Raw genomic sequence first — 18911 nt, 5'->3', positions numbered from 1 at the left:
TATAGAAGGGAGAATAAACATGAGAAAAACATCTTATAACAAAGCAGGTGCCGGACTGAGACGTTTGACCGCCCTGTTTATGGCAGCAATGATAGTTGCATCTTCACTGACCGCCTGCGGTGGCAGCAAGGACGGCGGCTACAAGTCCTCCGGTCATGACAGATCCAACTATGCAGCATCAGAGGCCATGGATATGGCCCCGGCTCCTGAAGCGGCGGGTGCCGGTGCCATGCTTTCCGCAAACATGGTCGAGGATGGGGATAGTTATTTTGAGACAGAGAAATCCGCGGATAATTCTTCATCTTACGAAAGCAGCAATTCCGTTCAGGATGGTGTGGATCCTTCCAAGGTTCCTTCCGACAGAAAGCTCATAAGGACCGTAAGTCTCACCTTTGAAACCACTGAGTTTGATACATTTGTACGTGATATCCAGAACAAAACCACAGAGCTTGGGGGCTATGTAGAGTCCAGTGATATCAGCGGAAACGAGAAAACCAGTACCAGCCGTTCTGCCTACTTCACACTTCGTATCCCTAAGCCAAACCTGGACACTTTCCTTAGCTTCACCGAAGGCGGTGCCAACCTCACAAGGAAGTACGAGAACAGCCAGGACATAACATTAAAATACCACGATACAGAATCCCGTAAGAAAGCTCTTAAGGAGGAGTACGACAGACTCCTGGAACTCATCGCCCAGGCAGAGTCAGTGGATGCCATCATAACCATAGAAGAGCGCCTTTCAGACATCCGCTATGAGCTGGACGGTTTTGAATCAGACCTCCGTATGTATGACAATCAGGTGGAATATTCCACAGTTAATGTAGACGTCAAGGAAGCCAAGGTTTACACCCCGACACAGAAAACCACTTTCTGGGATCGTGTTGGTTCGAGATTTGAGAGCAACCTCGGTGATCTTCTGGATGCCATCACTGATTTCCTTGTATGGTTCATCTCCAGCCTTCCTATTCTTATTTTCTGGGTGATTCTCGGTGCCATCTTCTGGTTCATAGGCCGTACAATCATCCGTAATCACAAGAAGAAGGCTGAAAAAAGAGCTCAGGAAATGGCTGCAAGAATGAACGGCATGAATTCTTTCCCTAACAGAGGCCCTGTTCCAACCGGAAAACCTGCTGACTCAGGTGCCGGTAACACAATAGAAACCTCTCCTGATAAGGGTGCCAATGTCTCTGCCGGGACCACTCCGCCTGCAGATACAGCTTCATCGGAAGCAGACAGCAAAACAGAATCTTCTGCCGATGCTGAACCTACAGAATCTGCCGGAAAAAAATCCTAAACCTGCAAATGATACTTAATTACTTATAAATCATTAGTTAAACCCTGATAAAATCAATCTCACAAACGGTATATGAACTCACCGGGAAACGGATTATTCCAGATAAAACGGAATAATCCGTTTTTTTAAGGTACATTTCAGTTTCGCGTGTTTTAATGATGACATAAAAATACAGAAATACCCGATATCATTTCATAAACAGATCCCATTATACCTTGACTGTATCGGAAAGGATTTTCGTTTACGCGTATAGAGAGATCGGAAAGGAATATCATGAGAAGAAAATTTTACGGCATGACCGCCCTGGCACTTAGTGCCGCTATGATAATGTCAGCCTGCGGAACTTCCGTGCCTCAGGCCACTACATCAAGTCCTGAAAATACAGTAAAGGAATCCACTCTGGACTCCATAGATTCATCGAAATCTTCAGCTGAAGACGCAGGAAAGGAGACCTCTGCTTCAGCATCTGAAAATACAGAGGCTGAATACGTTTCAAAGCTCTTCGATACAAGTTACGTCCACAGCATTGACATAGAAATAGCGGAAGAGGACTGGGAAGAGCTTCTTGCAAATCCAACAGACAAGACAAAGTATAAGGTCAATGTCACTATCGACGGAGAGGAAATAGACGATGTATCCATCGCCACCAAGGGCAACACTTCCCTTACATCCGTCGCCTCCGACGATACCACTGACAGATACAGCTTAAAACTTAACTTCGGGAAATACGTGGACGGCCAGACCTACTACGGACTGGATAAGCTTAATCTCAACAATATCTATGCCGATGCCACATATTTAAAGGATTATCTCAGTTATCAGCTTTTTAATTATATGGATGTGGACGCCCCTCTCACCAGTTTCATCAAGGTAACTGTAAACGGAGAAAGCCGGGGTCTGTACCTCGCCATCGAGGATGTGGATGACTCATTCCTTGAAAGAACCGGCAATACAGAGGGCGAACTTTACAAGCCTGAGACTTCAGGTCTCGCCAATATGGGCAACGGCGGTCCGGACAAGGAAAAGGGTGGAATGCAGCCTCCTGCAGGTTTCGATGGAAATATGCCGGACTTCGAAAATGGCGAAATGCCTGAAGGATTCGGAGGAAACGGTGGTCCGGGAGGCTTCGGAGGATCCGATTCCGGCGCTTCTCTCAAGTATACCGATGACGAATTCGACAGTTACTCAGACATCTTTGATAATGCTGAAACCAAGATAAAGGACGAAGATAAGACAAGACTCATTGCCGCACTCAAGAATCTTTCGGAAGGAAATATCGAAGACAGTGTAGACATTGACAGCGTCATCAATTATTTCGTAGTCCACAACTTCGTCATGAACTATGACAGCTACACCGGAAACATGCTCCATAACTATTACCTCTATGAGGAAAACGGTAAGCTGCAGATGATTCCATGGGATTACAACCTTGGATTCGGTGCCTTCATGCATGCGGGCGGCGGACCACAGGGAAATCCTTTTGATGATAAGAATACCGATCAGACTGACAACTCCACTGAAAAGGATAAATCCGCATCTTCTGAGAAGTCCGAAGACAAGTCCGAAACTGATTCAGCAGATGACAAGAAATCCGGCAAAAAGTCTGATAAAAAGTCAGCTTCTTCTGATAAAGCGAATGCTAAGTACCACAGTGAATCTAAGGTTAATAAGAGCAACGCTTCAGATGAAAGCTCTTCCGAAAAACAGGCATCAAAGAACAGTGAGAATAATGCAACTTATATCATCAATTATGGTATAGATTCGCCTCTTTCCGGTGCCCAAGAATCTGACAGACCTATGTGGTCATGGATTACTTCAAATGATGAATATCTTGAGAAGTACCACGAAAGATTTGCAGAACTTGCAGAGTACGTTACCGGAGATGAGTTCACTTCAGAACTTGAAAGACTCTATGAGATGCTCCTTCCATATGTAGAGAAAGACCCTACAGCCTTCTACAGTGCCGATGAATTCAAGACTGCTTTTGAAACTATTAAGGAATTTATCGCTCTGAGAGCCGAAAGCATCAAGAAACAGCTTGCAGGAGAACTCTCCACCATCACAGATGAGCAGGATGGATCCTCAAAAGTAGATGCTTCAGGCATCACCATCAGTGATATGGGCAGCCAGGGCGGCGGTGCTCCGAAGGATAACCGCGGCGATGCGGCTGACGGGAACCAAAACGGAGCCCCAAGACAAGGCGGAAGAAACGGCGGCGGCCCGGGCGGTAACCATGGCGGCAGACCGGGAACCGAACAAAATTCCGGTGGCAAGGATGAAGGAAAGTCCAAAAATCCCAAATCCTGAGATTAAAGCAGTAATAATAAATACTCATTAAAGTGATTAAATGTAGTTTCTGAATAAACCCGGCCTGGGTTTACTCGTTATACATAAAATGTATTGAAAGCTATTTACCTAACAAGTATAGTCTGAAAAACAGAATAGTGATTTAAATAGTTCAAACTCCTCGTCCATTGGTGCGAGGAGTTTTCTTATATCAAAATCACCTATATTTTCACGAAAATGTGTCGATATGATGGAATATTTATATCGATATCACCTTAAACAATACCTATTAATGCGAGCTTTCGGATGCAAAATCATCAAGTTCTTGAGAAATGTGTTCAGAAATTACGGATTAATACCTGCGCTGTCAGAGGAGAAGTTAATGTCAGATCATCACATGCAATGGAAAAAAATAATATCAGGATCAGGATTTTTCCTGGTTTTGTTAATTTTTGTCTGCTTGATTTCATGCAAAAAAGATACCGAACCTGCTCAGCAGCGTGCTGAGCAGGAATCCGAAAAATCATCGGTAAGAGAACGTTCCCTCTGGACTGATGAAGGAAGCTTAAAAGCCATTATCATTTCTGATCTTCATTACACGGGATACAAGGAAGTGGATCATCTGAGCGTTCCGGGAATGGCAGTTTCTGAAGAGATAACCGATGCCATCATCAAAGAAGTGATATCAGTACATCCGGACGTTTTTATCATGACAGGGGACAATACCAACAGCGGATATTCCGAAGATGTGGATGCCCTTGTGTCAAAGCTTCAGACTGTAAAGGACAGCGGCATACCTGTCATAGTGACCACGGGAAATCATGACTTTGATCTCATGAATGAAGAAGAATATGAGAAGGCTTATTTCGGTCTTATTGAACCTTCAGACAGAGATCCTGCTTCCCTTAGCTTCACTGCCATGATTAAAGATGTTTTGTTCCTTGCAATGGATGATAAAGACCTGAAGCTTGGAGCTCAGGGAAAGTTTTCACCAGAAACCCTCAAGTGGCTTCAGGATATGCTTTCGAAATACAAAGACCACCGGATCATTTTTCTTTCCCATCATAACCTTTTGTATGGGGCAGGAGAGAACAGTACGAACTCAAACCTGATACACAACCCGGAATTAGCCGGGCTGCTGCGTGAAGGCGGTGTCAGACTTGCCATAACAGGTCATATGCATTCCCAGTATATTCTGGAAGAGGAGGGACTTTGGGAAATCCTAAGCGGCATGCCCTTTTCAGGAAAACATCTCATGGGAAATCTTGCCATAGCCAGTGACAGACTGGTTTACAGCGCTGAACCTGTAGACTTTTCAAAATACGGCACTTCTGTAAAAGAAAAGCTTTATGAGCTGGAACTGGAGAGCCAGAATTTCATGGATAAGACATTATCAGAACTTCTGGAAAAGGAGGGAGTGACAGGTCTTAAAAAGGGCAACATCCTTAACCTGATAAACAGATTTTTCAGGTACTATGAAGAAGGCTCTCTTGCAGAACACAGGGCAGAGCTCACAGCAGATCCTGTTTATGATGATATGCTGAAAGCTCTTTGGAATCACAATTACGGACCCTGGATGAAAAGTATGATAGAAAATACGAAGTACAGCGGAAGAGAGCTGGAGTCAAATATTTTGCATGTCTCATAATAATCAATGTGCATTATTTGCATATTAAAAAGATAGGCTATATGCATTATTTGCATTATCTATTGGACTAAACTGTGTAATTATTGCATACTATAATAGTAGAGAGGAATGCAAAGATGAATGAACTAAAACTTCGCAGAATCGAAAAAAATCTGACTCAGCAGGAAGCATCCAGAAGGATTGGTGTTTCACTACGCTCCTATGTTATGTATGAAAATGATCCGAATAAAGAAGGCAATCCCAAATATAGGTTCCTCCTTCAGGAACTGGAAAAGATAAACATAGTGGATGAAACTCATGGTATAGTAAGACTTGAAGAAATCAAAGAAAAGTGTGCAGAGATATTTGCAACTTACAAGGTTGATTTCTGCTACCTTTTTGGTTCATATGCCAAAGGAAAAGCGACGGAAGAAAGTGATATTGATCTTCTGATATATACAGAAACAACAGGACTTCGTTTTTTTGAAATGACTGAACGCTTAAGAGAGAGCCTTCATAAGAAAGTTGATCTTTTGGACGTAAAGCAGCTTTTGAACAACGAAGCACTGCTAAAGGAAGTGCTTAAGGATGGGATAAAGATTTATGGATAATCTGAAAAATGACAGCTACTTCTTGGATAAGATCCAATCTGATTTGAAATTTATATAGAGGAAATTTATGAGAACAGTTGTGGCAAAATTCGGCGGAACATCTCTTGCTGACGCCGTACAGTTTCAAAAGATAAAACGCATCCTGGAAAAGGATCCTTCAAGAAGGTTCATCGTGGCATCAGCTCCGGGGAAAAGATTTCCGGAGGATATAAAGGTAACCGACATGCTTTTAAGATGTTATCAGCATGCAAAAAACGGAGAGGATTATGATCAGGACTTAACTGAAATAAAAAAACGTTTTCAGGATATCATAGATGCCCTGAACATTGATTTCACTCTGGATGATGAAATAGACATTATCAGAAAACATCTCAGTGAAGAGCCTGACAGTCAGTATATGGCAAGCAGAGGGGAATACCTGAATTCCCGGATACTTGCGGCATTCATCGGATTTACCTTTGTGGATCCCGCCTGGTGTGTATGCTTCAATGAAGACGGAACCCTGGATGCTGCCATGACAAAACGTGCCATGAGTGCTGCTCTCCGCCCTCTTAAAAATGCTGTTGTTGCAGGCTTTTACGGGGCTGATTCCGAGGGGAGGATCCATACCTTTTCAAGGGGCGGATCCGATGTTACGGGAAGCCTTGTGGCAAGCGCCATACAGGCTGACCTTTATGAAAACTGGACTGACGTCTCCGGCCTTCTGGCTGCGGATCCCCGTATCGTAGATTCTCCAAAATCAGTTGAGTATCTCAGTTATCGTGAGCTTCGTACTCTTTCTTACATGGGAGCCTCAGTTCTCCATACAGATGCTGTTCTTCCCGCATCAAATCTCGGAATTCCCATAAATATCAGGAACACAAACAGTCCTGATGATCCCGGAACCACCATCGTAAGAAAACTTCCGGAAGGAAAGATCAAGTACCCTGTGGTGGGAGTTGCCGGTCGCCTCGGTATGTCTGTGATTCAGGTGGAAAAGGTCATGGTCAGCGACGGTTCAGGTTTCAGCGCCGTTATGCTGGATATACTCAGGGAGCGTAAGCTTCCCTTCGAGCAGTGCCTCACAGGTATCGACACCATTACCCTGGTTATCCGAAGTGATCTTCTGGAGCCATGCAAGGCTGAGCTTATGGAAGAAATCAAAACAAAGTTAAGCCCCGACTACCTCGGCATCAAAGAAAACTTAAGCATGATAGCTGTTGTGGGAGAAAGAGGCACAGAGACCAGTGATGCCAATGTCAAGGTCCTCCACGCTCTCGATGAAGCCGGTATTGAGATCAGCACCATAAATCAGGGAGCCGGAAAACTGAATCTCCTGATAGGGGTGCCTGAGGAAAGATACAAAGATGCCATACGAGCCGTATATGCGTCAATTGACAGCTCACTGAATGAAAAGCAGTAGGATTCCTATGCCTTCCGCCCTGTTCCCTCTACTTGCCGTATTTTGATTTTTATGTTATATTACGTCCAAACAGGAGACAGGACATTTGGAGGAAAGCGTCTCTCGTTAGCGCCAGGACCGTAATTGGTCGACGAGGATGACAGTTATCGAAAGACTCGGCGGATGCTGTCACGGAATTGTGAATCGAAAGAGAAAAAAGAAAAAGCGGAATCAAAACCGTAACAGAAATTTTCTCACTCACTGACATTTTGATATATGTGTAGAAGAGACGGTGTAGCAGCCTCTTTCTTTTGTTGCATTCAAACCTGATCTGTTCTTTTGGAATTCTCTGTTTTCCAGATTCCTTTAAGGATTCAGGTATATGATGTCCCGGAAAGATTTGCTATATCGGTTTTGATATGTTGATAATAAGCTCGGCATTATTTAACAATTATGATTTGATTGTTTTGATGCGTTGTTTCTTTAAAGATTCTGTAAAGAGCAGGATATAATGATATATATCCGGAATATCAGCAACAATTATCAACATCTTCCCACATTATCTTTGTTCAATGAGAGAGGAGATTTTTTTATTATGTGTGGAATTGTAGGTTTTGTAGGAAATAAACAGGCGGCACCTATCCTTTTGGACGGACTCAGCAAGCTTGAGTACAGAGGATATGACTCAGCAGGAATCGCCGTAAGAAACGATAAATCAGAAATTGAAGTTGTAAAGGCAAAGGGACGTCTCAAGAACCTTTCCGAGAAGACAGATGACGGTAAGGCACTTAAGGGCGATTGCGGTATCGGTCACACCAGATGGGCAACACACGGTGAACCGAGCGAGACCAATGCTCACCCTCACATGAGCTTCCATCATCAGGTTGTTGCAGTTCATAACGGTATCATCGAAAACTTCCAGGAGATAAAGGACAAGCTTCTGAAGAAGGGCTATGAGTTCTATTCAGAGACAGACACAGAGGTGGCAGTAAACCTTGTTGACTACTACTATCAGAAGTACGGTCAGGGACCTATTGATGCCATTTCCCGCGCCATGGTCCGCATCCGTGGTTCCTATGCACTTGAGTTCATGTTTACAGACTGTCCCGGAGAGATTTACGTTGCCCGCAAAGACGCACCTATGATCATCGGTGTTCAGGACGGTTCAACCTATATCGCATCTGACGTTCCTGCCATTTTAAAGTACTGTAAGAACGTTTACTACATTGACAATCAGGAGATTGCAAAGCTCACAGAGGGTAATGCCGAGTTTTTCACACTTGATCAGGAGCCTGTGACAAAGGAACTGGTTGAGATCAAGATGGACGCCCAGGCAGCAGAGAAGGGCGGCTATGAGCACTTCATGATGAAGGAAATCCACGAACAGCCTAAAGCAGTCCGTGATACCATTAACTCTGTTTTAAAGGACGGAAAGCTGGATTTAAGCGGTGTGGGTCTCAGTGAAGACGAGATCAGAAACATTAGCCAAATCTATATAGTGGCCTGCGGTTCAGCCTACCATGTGGGCGTTGTATGCCAGTATGTGCTCGAGGGTCTTGCCAGAATTCCGGTTCGTGTAGAGCTTGCATCAGAGTTCCGTTACCGTAATCCTATTCTGGATCCAAATGGTCTCGTTATCATCATCAGCCAGTCAGGAGAAACAGCAGATTCACTTGCGGCTCTCAGGGAGGCAAAGGAGAGAGGCCTGAAGACTCTGGGTATCGTTAATGTCATCGGTTCTTCCATCGCCCGTGAAGCCGATAATGTATTCTATACTCTGGCTGGTCCTGAGATCGCAGTAGCCACAACAAAGGCTTATTCAACACAGCTTATCGCAGGATATGCCCTGGCCATGGAGTTCGCAAAGGTACGAGGAGCCATCGACGAGACAACTTACGGAGATCTTATAAATGATCTTCAGGCACTTCCGGAGAAGATCGAAGATATCCTCAAGGACAAGGCGCGTATACAGTGGTTCGCCGCAAAGCAGGCAAATGCCCAGGACGTATTCTTTATAGGAAGAGGAGTTGACTACGCAATCGGTCTTGAGGGTTCACTTAAGCTTAAGGAGATAAGCTACATCCACTCCGAGGCCTATGCAGCAGGAGAGCTGAAGCACGGAACCATCTCCCTTATCGATAAGGGAGTGCTCATCGTGGGAATCCTCACTCAGCCTGAGCTTTTTGAGAAGACGGTTTCAAATATGGTTGAAGTGAAGTCAAGAGGCGGTTATCTCATGGGCCTCACAACCTACGGAAACTACAACATCGAGGACACAGCCGACTTTACAGTGTATGTTCCAACAACAAATCCGTACTTCTCAACTTCACTTGCAGTGATTCCTTTACAGCTTCTTGCCTACTATGTGAGTGTTGCCAAGGGTCTTGATGTAGATAAGCCAAGGAACCTTGCAAAATCTGTAACAGTAGAGTGATGATAATGTTTGAGTCCGGTATCAGAAAACTACGGACCACTTATCCATCAATACTCGACGGATGAATACATAAACGTTTATATAACAAACATAACCAAAAGGAGAAGGTGGCGCTGTCACGTTCTCCTTTTTTAAATAATCATAAAAATACAATACATTCTGCATAATCATGTAATCTTTAACTGCTTTTCTTCCGATATATATGCTGTTAGCGCCGTGTGTATCATTGTATTCTTATCGTTTTTTCCAAGAACAGGTTAAATGCCGGAATTCCTTGCGGGGGTTTTCTTTGTATTATTGTATACAATATCCCAAAGCCGTGAATTTTTCGCATCTCCGTATTGCATTTTTGTAGAAAACGACAAAGTTTTAACAATATTTTTGTAGAAAATATGCACTAAATACTGTACACATCTACGTTTTTTATTGTTATGATTGGTAAGTTTCGTTATAATACTAACAGTCTATGAAATTATTTTGGGAGGTATACGAACATGGGTGTTACCACTTTTAAGGGTGGCGTTCATCCCTATGACGGCAAGGATCTTGCAAAGGATCAGGCTATAGTAGAGCTTAAGCCGCAGGGACTCATGGTATATCCGCTTTCTCAGCATATTGGTGCTCCTGCAAAGCCACTTGTGGCCAAGGGAGATCGTGTCCTTGTAGGACAGAAGCTTGCTGAAGCAGGTGGATTCATTTCCAGCCCGGTTATATGTTCCGTTTCAGGTACCGTAAAGGCTATCGAGAAGCGACTTTCAGCCGGTGGAGCCATGGTAGACGCAATCGTCGTTGACAACGACCAGCAATATGAAGCGATCGAGGGATTTGGTCAGGCCAGAGATTACACAAAGCTCAGCCGTGAGGAAATCGTCAACATCGTTAAAGATGCCGGTATCGTTGGATTAGGAGGTGCCGGATTCCCGACACACGTAAAGCTCGCGCCTAAGGATATCAACAAGATTGATTATTTCATTGTAAATGGTGCAGAGTGCGAGCCATTTCTTACATCTGATTACAGAGACATGATGGAGACCCCTGAGAAGATCATCGGAGGTCTTAAAGTTGTGCTCTCTATTTTCCCCAACGCAAAGGGACTTATCTGCATAGAGGACAACAAACCTGAGGCTGTCAAACTCCTTTCCGAGAAGGCACAGGGCGAGTCAAAGATCGAGGTTGTATCTCTCAAAACCAAATATCCACAGGGCGGAGAGCGTCAGCTTATTTTCGCAACAACAGGCAGAAAGATCAATTCATCCATGCTCCCGGCTGACGCAGGCTGCATCGTTGACAATGCCGACACCATGGTTGCTATCTATGAGGCTGTATGCGAATCCAAGCCACTGGTTCGCAAGATTCTTACAGTTACAGGTGATGCGGTAGCAAAGCCGGGTAACTTCAAGGTTCCTCTCGGCATGAACTATCAGGAGATCATCGACCAGGCCGGCGGCTTCAAGGGTGATCCTGAAAAGATCATCTGCGGCGGACCTATGATGGGTATCCCTCTTTTCAAGCTGGATGTTCCTGTTGCAAAGAATTCCTCATCTATACTTGCATTTCTTCATGATCAGGTTTCAGCACAGCCTACAACAGCATGTATCAACTGCGGACGTTGTGTAGAGGCATGTCCTGAAAACCTCATTCCTACCATGCTCATGAAGGCTGCCCTCAGCAAGGATACAGAAAAGTTCTCAACTCTTTACGGAATGGAATGTATCGAGTGCGGATGCTGTTCTTATGTATGTCCTGCCAAGAGACCTCTCACACAGGGCTTCAAGGAAATGAAGCGCCGCGTCAACGCAGAGCGTAAAGCAGCTGCTGAAAAGAAAAAAGCAGAAGAGGCCAAGGCCGCTGAAACAAAAACTACTGAGGAGGTGAAGAAATGAATAAGATGTTAAATCTTTCCTCAAATCCTCACATTCGTGATGAAGTAACCACAGCGGAGATCATGCGTGACGTTGTCATAGCCATGATTCCCACAACTCTCTACGGTATCATCCAGTGGGGTTTTAATCCTGCACTTGTTGTACTTTGTACCGTAGCCATCGCTGTGTTATCAGAGTATTTATATGAGAAGTGCATGAAGCTTCCCATCACCATCGGCGACTGGTCAGCAGCAGTAACAGGACTTATCCTTGCTCTTAACTGCCCGCCTGACATCCCTGTATGGATTCCCTGCGTAGGTGCTGTATTTGCAATCATCGTTATCAAGATGCTTTACGGCGGACTCGGAAAGAACTGGATGAACCCGGCTCTCGGCGCAAGATGTTTCCTCCTTATCTCTTTCGCAGGAAAGATGACAGGCTGGACAACAATCGGTGCCGATGCGCTTTCAGGTGCAACACCTCTTGCTTACCTTAAGGCAGGCGGAGATATGGCAAAGATCAGCCTTTTCGACATGTTCCTCGGACGTATTCCCGGAACCATCGGTGAGGTATCAAAGCTTTGCCTGCTTTTCGGTGCAGCTTACCTCATCATCAAGAAGGTTATCTCTCCGAAGATTCCTCTTATCTATATCGGAACAGTAGCAGTATTCACACTTCTGTTCGGCGGACACGGATTTGACATGACCTATCTCTTAAGCGAGATTCTGGGCGGCGGACTCATTTTCGGTGCATTCTTTATGGCTACCGATTATGTTACATCACCCATCACTCCAAAGGGACAGATCATCTACGGTGTTATCCTTGGTATCATGACAGGTCTTTTCAGACTTTTCGGTGGTTCAGCAGAGGGAGTATCCTATGCCATCATCCTTACCAACATCATCGTTCCTGTCATCAACTTAAAGACAATACCGGCAGCATTCGGAAAGGAGGGCGATAAGAAATGAAAAAAGATTCATTTGTAAAAGATGCCCTCATCCTTACAGCCATCACACTTGTATCGGGACTTCTTCTCGGTGCCGTATATGGCCTGACCAAAGATCAGATCGAGGCTATTAACAATGCTTCCACCATAGCTTCCTACCAGCAGGTTATGGCTGCGGAGACTTATGATGACGAAACCTATTTTGAAGCTCTTGAGACCGCAAAGACAGAAGGAACTGTTTCTGCAGACAACGGCGGAGCAGAGCTTATATCGGTAGTAGCCGCAAAGGATGCATCAGGAGCTGAGATCGGATATATCGTCAAGGCTCAGGCTGCAGGTTACGGCGGAAACGTTGTAGTCGTTATCGGTGTTGATTCCGACCTCAAGGTAACAGGTATTTCCTTCCCTGAGACTCTTCCTGAGACAGCAGGTCTCGGCCAGAGAGCTCTTGAGCCTGCATTCTATGAGCAGTTTGCAGGAAAGGGCACAAGCTTAAGTGTCAAGAAGGGCGGCGGAGCAGGAGAGAACGAAATCGATGCCATCTCCGGTGCTACCATGACTTCAACAGCTGTTGTTAATTCAACAAATGCGGCAACAGAATTTGTACAGAACTATATCGTTAAGTGAAGGAGGTCGTGATAAATGAATAAGTATCTTGAAAGAATTTATAACGGCATCATCAAGGAGAATCCTACCTTCATTCTTATGCTTGGTATGTGTCCTACACTTGCCACAACAACAAGTGCGTTCAATGCCATCGGTATGGGTCTTTCCACTACTGCCGTACTTATGTTTTCAAACATGGTCATCTCTGCTTTAAGAAACGTAATTCCTAACAGAGTACGTCTCCCGGGCGAGATCGTAGTTATAGCATCTCTCGTTACCATCGTACAGCTTCTTATGCAGGCTTACACACCTGCTGTATACGAGTCACTGGGTATCTATATTCCTCTGATCGTAGTTAACTGTATCATCCTTGGAAGAGCAGAGGCTTATGCACTTTTCAATACTCCTGTCCTTTCCTTCTGTGACGGTCTCGGCATGGGTATCGGATTCACATTCTCATTAACAGTGCTTGGCGCTGTCCGTGAGATCATCGGTAAGGGTACTGTTTTCAACTTCCGTCTTATTCCTGAGGAGTTCTCAATCGGTATCTTCGCACTTGCTCCGGGAGCCTTCATCGTTCTTGCGTTCCTTGCAGCGATCCAGAACAAGCTTAAGCTTCCTTCAGCAACAAACGGCGGACAGGAAGTTCCTGAGTTCGTTACATCCGGTGATGTAATGGGTGCATTTAACAAGGTAGAAGCTCCAGCTTCTGACGTAAAGAAGGAGGCATGAGCATGATAGATTTACTGTTAATAGCAATTAAATATTCACTTGTATCAAACGTAGTACTGGCTCAGTTCCTCGGTATCTGTGCTTTCCTCGGTGTTTCGAAGAAGGTTGATTCCTCAAAGGGAATGGGCGCAGCCGTTATCTTCGTAATCGTACTTGCATCCCTGGTTTCCCACGCGATCTACGTGGCATTCATGGCTGCATCATCTCCTTTGTGCAAGGCTCTCGGACTGAAGGATGGTCTTGAATACCTCACCACCATCGTATTCATCCTTGTAATCGCTGCACTTGTTCAGCTTGTTGAGATGTTCATGAAGAAGAACATGAAGGGTCTCTATGACGCCCTCGGTGTTTTCCTTCCTCTTATCACAACAAACTGTGCCGTACTTGGTGTTGCACTGAACAATGTAACTTATGGATACAATTTCGCAGAGTGTCTTGTTTATGGTCTTGGTATATCCATCGGATTTGCACTTGCTCTTATCCTGATGGCATATATCCGTGAGAACGTTATTGAGGGCAATGACAGCATCCCTAAGTCTTTCCAGGGATCTCCCATCGTACTTCTTACCGCAGGACTTATGGCCATAGCATTCTTCGGTTTTGCCGGATTGGTATAAGGGGGTAACGACATGATAGTAACATTTATTATTGTCGCTGCCGGCCTTGTCGGCGCGACCGGTTTGATACTTGGACTGTTCCTCGGAGTTGCTTCCGAGAAGTTCAAGGTAGAAGTTGATGAGACAGAAGCAAAGGTAAGAGCGGCACTTCCGGGTAATAACTGTGGTGCCTGCGGATTCCCGGGCTGCGACGGCTGTGCCAAGGCTATCGCTACCGGAGCTGCTCCTGTTAATCAGTGTCCTGTAGGAGGCGCACCTGTAGCAGCGAAGATCGCTGCCATCATGGGAACCGATGCTGCAGGCGATACAGCAGATAAGAAGGTTGCCTACGTAAGATGTCAGGGTGACTGTTCAAAGGCAAAACAGGCTTTCCACTATACAGGTATCGCAGATTGTTCAGATCTTGCTGTAGTACCTAACGGTTCCGAGAAAGAGTGTCCGTACAGTTGCTGCGGATACGGTTCCTGCGTTAAGGCTTGTAAGTTCGATGCTATTCATATAGTAAACGGAGTAGCAAAGGTAGATAAGGAAAAGTGTGTTGCCTGCGGAGCCTGCATTAAGGCATGTCCTAAGCACATCATCGATTTCGTTCCTTATAAGAAGAAGCACATCGTTTCCTGCCAGAATCATCTTAAGGGCAAAGCTGTTAAGGATGCCTGCGCCGTAGGATGTATCGCATGCGGAATGTGTGAGAAGAACTGTCCGTTCGATGCAATTCACGTTATCGACGGTCTTGCAGTCATGAATGACAAGTGTAAGGATTGCGGCATCTGTGCACAGAAGTGCCCGGTAGGCGCTATAACAGGTAAGCGTCCGGTAAAACCGGCTGCCCCAAAGGCTCCTGTTGATGGTGCCAAGGCACCGGCCGCTGCGGCAGCACCTGCTACAGCCGATAAGGCAAAAGCAACTGTAGAAGCCAAGGCTTCGGCAACAGCTCCTGCTGAAAAGGCAGAGCAGCCTAAAGATACAGCCAACGCCTGATAGAAAATAATTTCTATAGACCAAGAAGAGAAGACTCACTCCTTTATAGGGGATGAGTTTTCTCTTTTTTTATACGTTTTTCTATGTATTTTTTAAAAAACACGGGATAAAAACTTATAGAATCCATTAAAGGCTTTTATCGTTATTATATTAACAATCTCTCCCCACTTCATTATCTGTACCCCTCCATAAAGCGTCAGCATCCTACCACATTTGTGAAATACGCAGTAGATATTTGGGATTAGGTTTCATCCTGCCTGCTTGAAGCTTTCTGGCTTTTGTACATAAGCACCAATAAAAACCTGCTCTGATTTGCCAAAATAGAGGATTCTGTCCAACCACAGTCCTGACTTTTATTGCCATTGTTAAAAAATTGGTGTAGAATTTATCGTTGTATACATCGACACGGAGAAATTAATTTCTTTTTCACTTAAAATTATTATGCATTTATGATTTGTGAAAACTAATTTTATTCCGTAAAACGCCGATGTACTTTTTAGTAAGCTGTCAAACCGCATCTTTTTCCCGGAACAGATGCAGGCAGGCGGCATCTGCTCTTTATTCCTTGCACAGACATTCCTAATATGCAATTTCATTAGCTTTATCTGTGGCACAAGCGATAAGTGTAGAAAAGTATGATCAAAAGCGTATCGATTTTTACTAGGAGGAAACTTATGGAATTACAGATTCAGGATTTGGTCACATCGATCCGTAAAGAGGGTATCGATGCTGCCAACGCACAAGCAGAATCTATCATTGCAGAAGCAAAGAAAAAAGCAGATGCAATTGTTTCCGATGCTAAGGCAGAAGCTGAAAGTGTGAAGGCTTCCGCTGAAAAGGAAATCGGAATCATGAAGGAAAGTGCTTCTGTCAGCGCCGAGCAGGCAAAACGGGATGCTGTGCTTGCATTTAAGACAGAGGTACAGGCTGCATACGAGAAAATTCTCAAGGACGACGTAAAAAAGGCGCTGACCGGAGAGGCTCTCGGAAAACTTATCAAAGCAGCTGTCACCGGTGAGGATGTATCCAAGTACACCGCAGAGATAGCTGAGGTTTCAGATGCTTTAAAGAGCCAGCTGGCTCAGGAGATCAAGGATGGTCTTGAGATCAGACCTACAAAGGGCGTCAAGGCAGGATTCCGTCTCGCAGCGAAGGATGGATCCGGATATTTTGATTGTACCGAAGCTGAAATTGCCGAGATGGTGATGCCATACTTCAGAAACCTTGACATCTAACGGGAGGTGAATGATGGCTGCATATTATTATCTAGTATCGAGCTTGCCGGAACTCAGAAGTGACGGAGAAATGCCTCTCAGCTATCAGGAATTCCTTGATTTGTGTGTGTCAACAGTAAGCGAAGATAAGTACAGACTCCTTAAGGATCTTACACTTTCTTCAACTGACGGTCCTCTCGTAAAGGAGTGGAACCGCGTTTATGGTTCACTGACTAAAGAGCTTAATTATCAGCGAAGCATGAAACTGGGAAAATCTTATCCCGCTCCGGCAAATAAGGACTTCATGACTGCTCAGGTTGTAAGCTCCGCACTGGCAGCAAAGGACCCCCTCGAAGCAGAAAAAATCATGCTGGATTATGAATTCCAGCAGCTTGACGAGCTTGTAGGACTTCACATGTTCGACGATCACGTATTGTTCGGATATGCCATGAAGCTGAAATTACTTGAACGTCAGGGCTGCTTTGATCACGACAAGGGTTCTTCGGAATTCAGACAACTGCTCAGTGAGGTACAGCAGCGTGTTTACAATTTGTAATTTTGATAAATTTATCGGGAGACTTATATGGAAACAGTAACAGGACATGTGACTGGCATCAACAGTAACTTGGCGAATGTCAGCTTTGAAGGTGCTGTCCGCAAGAATGAGGTTGGTTATATTCTTGTAGACGATAAGCGCCTGAAGGGCGAGGTCATCCGTATTACTAACGGTGTAGCCAGTATGCAGATTTATGAGATGTCAAACGGCATCAAAATCGGGGATCCGGTAGAATTCACCGGAGAACTGATGAGCGTTGATCTGGGACCGGGAATTCTGACTCAGATCTATGACGGACTTCAGAACCCACTTCCTGAGCTTGCAGAAAAGTGCGGTTTCTTCCTTCAGAGAGGTGTATACCTTGACGCTATCCCGGATAAGGATTGGGAATTCACTCCTGTAGCGAAGGTCGGAGACCCGGTTTCCGCAGGAGACACTATCGGAACTGTTCCGGAGGGTATCTTCACCCACCGTATCATGGTTCCGTTCACATTAAAGGGAAGTGACTGGACAGTTAAGTCTATTAAGGAAAAGGGCTCATACAATGTCCGTTCCACAATCTGCGTTATCGCAAACGGCGCAGGAGAGGAGAAGGAGCTTTCCATGGTCATCACTCAGCCTGTAAAGCAGCCTATCAAGTGTTACGAAGAGAGACTGAAGCCTGATGAGCCGCTTATCATGAAGCTTCGATGCGTAGATGCATTCCTTCCTGTAGCAAAGGGCGGTACCTTCTGTGTACCCGGACCTTTCGGAGCCGGTAAGACAGTTCTTCAGCACATGGAGGCTAAAAACGGAGAAGCGGATATCGTTATCATCGCTGCCTGCGGAGAGCGTGCCGGTGAGGTAGTTGAAGTTCTTACAGAATTCCCTGAGCTGGATGACCCTCGTACAGGCCGTTCACTTATGGAAAGAACAGTTATCATCTGTAACACTTCTTCCATGCCTGTTGCAGCGAGAGAAGCATCCTGCTACACAGCCGTAACTATCGCAGAGTATTACAGACAGATGGGACTCAATGTTCTCCTTCTTGCAGACTCAACATCACGTTGGGCTCAGGCCATGAGAGAGATGAGCGGACGTCTTGAGGAAATCCCGGGCGAGGAAGCATTCCCTGCTTACCTTGAGTCAACCATCGCTTCCTTCTATGAGAGAGCCGGAAAGGTTCGTCTGAAGGATGGTTCTATTGGTTCAGTAACCATCGGTGGTACAGTATCACCTGCCGGCGGTAACTTCGAAGAGCCTGTTACACAGGCAACTCTTAAGGTTGTAGGTGCTTTCCACGGACTTTCCCGTGAAAGATCCGATGCACGTAAGTATCCTGCCATCGACCCTATGGAGTCCTGGTCAAAGTATCCGGGAATCATCGATATGGATCTCGTTGAAAAGGCCCGCGGAATCCTCCGCAGAAGTATCGAGATCAACCAGATGATGAAGGTTATCGGTGAGGAAGGTACCACAGCAGAAGACTACATCACTTATCAGAAGGGTGAGCTGCTGGATGCCGTTTATCTGCAGCAGAACTCATTTGATCCTATCGATGCAGCATGCCTTCCGGAGAGACAGCGTATTGAATTCGATGTTCTCTACGAAGCATTGATGCTTAAATATGACCTCGAAGATAAAGATGAGATCCGTTCTTTCTTCAACCAGTTAAGACAGGAATTCCTTGATTGGCACGGAACTGTTTTTGAAACACCTGAATTTGAAGCTCAGAAGAATAAGATCACAGATTTCTTTAAATCAAAGGCATTAGCTTAGGAGGTC

15 protein-coding genes are annotated in these 18911 nt (G+C 45.1%); all 15 read left to right on the top strand.

Translation table 11 applies throughout. From position 1 onward, the window contains the following. Nucleotides 1-19: 19 nt before the first annotated feature. Nucleotides 20-1294, top strand: coding sequence for a DUF4349 domain-containing protein (locus T515_RS16630; RefSeq protein ID WP_051671602.1), 1275 nt, complete (start codon nucleotides 20-22; stop codon nucleotides 1292-1294). Nucleotides 1295-1567: 273 nt separating this feature from the next. Next, nucleotides 1568-3601, top strand: coding sequence for a CotH kinase family protein (locus T515_RS16625; RefSeq protein ID WP_051671601.1), 2034 nt, complete (start codon nucleotides 1568-1570; stop codon nucleotides 3599-3601). 361 nt (nucleotides 3602-3962) lie between these two features. Beyond that, complete coding sequence (locus T515_RS09380; protein WP_036610215.1) at nucleotides 3963-5228, top strand: metallophosphoesterase family protein; 1266 nt, start codon at nucleotides 3963-3965, stop codon at nucleotides 5226-5228. A 116-nt stretch (nucleotides 5229-5344) separates the two neighbouring features. Further along, nucleotides 5345-5818 (top strand): type VII toxin-antitoxin system MntA family adenylyltransferase antitoxin, encoded by a 474-nt coding sequence (gene mntA / locus T515_RS09375; RefSeq protein WP_036610212.1) that lies wholly within the window; start codon nucleotides 5345-5347, stop codon nucleotides 5816-5818. A 67-nt stretch (nucleotides 5819-5885) separates the two neighbouring features. After that, nucleotides 5886-7220: an aspartate kinase gene (locus T515_RS09370; protein WP_036610211.1), complete on the top strand. Its 1335-nt coding sequence runs from the start codon at nucleotides 5886-5888 to the stop codon at nucleotides 7218-7220. A gap of 574 nt (nucleotides 7221-7794) precedes the next feature. Then, the gene (gene glmS, locus T515_RS09365) at nucleotides 7795-9633 is read left to right on the top strand and encodes a glutamine--fructose-6-phosphate transaminase (isomerizing) (RefSeq protein ID WP_036610207.1); all 1839 of its coding nucleotides are present in this window, start codon (nucleotides 7795-7797) and stop codon (nucleotides 9631-9633) included. A 494-nt stretch (nucleotides 9634-10127) separates the two neighbouring features. Then, nucleotides 10128-11516 (top strand): electron transport complex subunit RsxC, encoded by a 1389-nt coding sequence (rsxC, locus tag T515_RS09360; protein ID WP_036610205.1) that lies wholly within the window; start codon nucleotides 10128-10130, stop codon nucleotides 11514-11516. Beyond that, entirely contained in the window at nucleotides 11513-12463 is a 951-nt protein-coding gene (locus tag T515_RS09355) for an RnfABCDGE type electron transport complex subunit D (RefSeq protein ID WP_036610203.1), read from the top strand. Before rsxC ends, T515_RS09355 begins: the two co-directional genes overlap by 4 nt. Further along, entirely contained in the window at nucleotides 12460-13068 is a 609-nt protein-coding gene (locus T515_RS09350) for an FMN-binding protein (protein WP_036610201.1), read from the top strand. The genes T515_RS09355 and T515_RS09350 overlap by 4 nt, the downstream gene beginning before the upstream one ends. A 15-nt stretch (nucleotides 13069-13083) precedes the next feature. Then, nucleotides 13084-13779 (top strand): electron transport complex subunit RsxE, encoded by a 696-nt coding sequence (gene rsxE, locus T515_RS09345; protein WP_036610199.1) that lies wholly within the window; start codon nucleotides 13084-13086, stop codon nucleotides 13777-13779. Nucleotides 13780-13781: 2 nt separating this feature from the next. Further along, nucleotides 13782-14396: an electron transport complex protein RnfA gene (locus T515_RS09340; RefSeq protein WP_036610198.1), complete on the top strand. Its 615-nt coding sequence runs from the start codon at nucleotides 13782-13784 to the stop codon at nucleotides 14394-14396. A gap of 12 nt (nucleotides 14397-14408) precedes the next feature. Further along, complete coding sequence (locus tag T515_RS09335) at nucleotides 14409-15377, top strand: RnfABCDGE type electron transport complex subunit B (RefSeq protein ID WP_081832759.1); 969 nt, start codon at nucleotides 14409-14411, stop codon at nucleotides 15375-15377. Nucleotides 15378-16051: 674 nt separating this feature from the next. Then, a complete protein-coding gene (locus T515_RS09330) occupies nucleotides 16052-16612 on the top strand; it encodes a hypothetical protein (protein WP_036610196.1) in 561 nt (186 codons plus the stop codon). Nucleotides 16613-16625: 13 nt separating this feature from the next. Further along, nucleotides 16626-17147 (top strand): DUF2764 family protein, encoded by a 522-nt coding sequence (locus tag T515_RS09325; protein ID WP_036610194.1) that lies wholly within the window; start codon nucleotides 16626-16628, stop codon nucleotides 17145-17147. Between the two features lie 27 nt (nucleotides 17148-17174). Next, a complete protein-coding gene (locus T515_RS09320) occupies nucleotides 17175-18905 on the top strand; it encodes a V-type ATP synthase subunit A (protein WP_036610191.1) in 1731 nt (576 codons plus the stop codon). The last annotated feature ends 6 nt before the right edge of the window (nucleotides 18906-18911 follow it).

Source organism: Oribacterium sp. P6A1, from assembly GCF_000702885.1.
Classification (GTDB): Bacteria; Bacillota; Clostridia; order Lachnospirales; family Lachnospiraceae; genus Oribacterium.
This window is presented reverse-complemented; position numbering and strand designations above follow the sequence as displayed.

Excerpts from the sequence above, each read along its gene's own strand:
- T515_RS16625 (WP_051671601.1), top strand. The coding sequence starts at position 1,568 with ATGAGAAGAAAATTTTACGGCATGACCGCCCTGGCACTTAGTGCCGCT.
- T515_RS09335 (WP_081832759.1), top strand. The coding sequence starts at position 14,409 with ATGATAGTAACATTTATTATTGTCGCTGCCGGCCTTGTCGGCGCGACC.
- T515_RS09325 (WP_036610194.1), top strand. The coding sequence starts at position 16,626 with ATGGCTGCATATTATTATCTAGTATCGAGCTTGCCGGAACTCAGAAGT.
- T515_RS09350 (WP_036610201.1), top strand. The coding sequence starts at position 12,460 with ATGAAAAAAGATTCATTTGTAAAAGATGCCCTCATCCTTACAGCCATC.
- T515_RS09380 (WP_036610215.1), top strand. The coding sequence starts at position 3,963 with ATGTCAGATCATCACATGCAATGGAAAAAAATAATATCAGGATCAGGA.
- T515_RS09330 (WP_036610196.1), top strand. The coding sequence starts at position 16,052 with ATGGAATTACAGATTCAGGATTTGGTCACATCGATCCGTAAAGAGGGT.
- T515_RS09355 (WP_036610203.1), top strand. The coding sequence starts at position 11,513 with ATGAATAAGATGTTAAATCTTTCCTCAAATCCTCACATTCGTGATGAA.
- T515_RS09320 (WP_036610191.1), top strand. The coding sequence starts at position 17,175 with ATGGAAACAGTAACAGGACATGTGACTGGCATCAACAGTAACTTGGCG.
- glmS (WP_036610207.1), top strand. The coding sequence starts at position 7,795 with ATGTGTGGAATTGTAGGTTTTGTAGGAAATAAACAGGCGGCACCTATC.
- T515_RS09340 (WP_036610198.1), top strand. The coding sequence starts at position 13,782 with ATGATAGATTTACTGTTAATAGCAATTAAATATTCACTTGTATCAAAC.
- T515_RS09370 (WP_036610211.1), top strand. The coding sequence starts at position 5,886 with ATGAGAACAGTTGTGGCAAAATTCGGCGGAACATCTCTTGCTGACGCC.
- T515_RS16630 (WP_051671602.1), top strand. The coding sequence starts at position 20 with ATGAGAAAAACATCTTATAACAAAGCAGGTGCCGGACTGAGACGTTTG.
- rsxC (WP_036610205.1), top strand. The coding sequence starts at position 10,128 with ATGGGTGTTACCACTTTTAAGGGTGGCGTTCATCCCTATGACGGCAAG.
- rsxE (WP_036610199.1), top strand. The coding sequence starts at position 13,084 with ATGAATAAGTATCTTGAAAGAATTTATAACGGCATCATCAAGGAGAAT.
- mntA (WP_036610212.1), top strand. The coding sequence starts at position 5,345 with ATGAATGAACTAAAACTTCGCAGAATCGAAAAAAATCTGACTCAGCAG.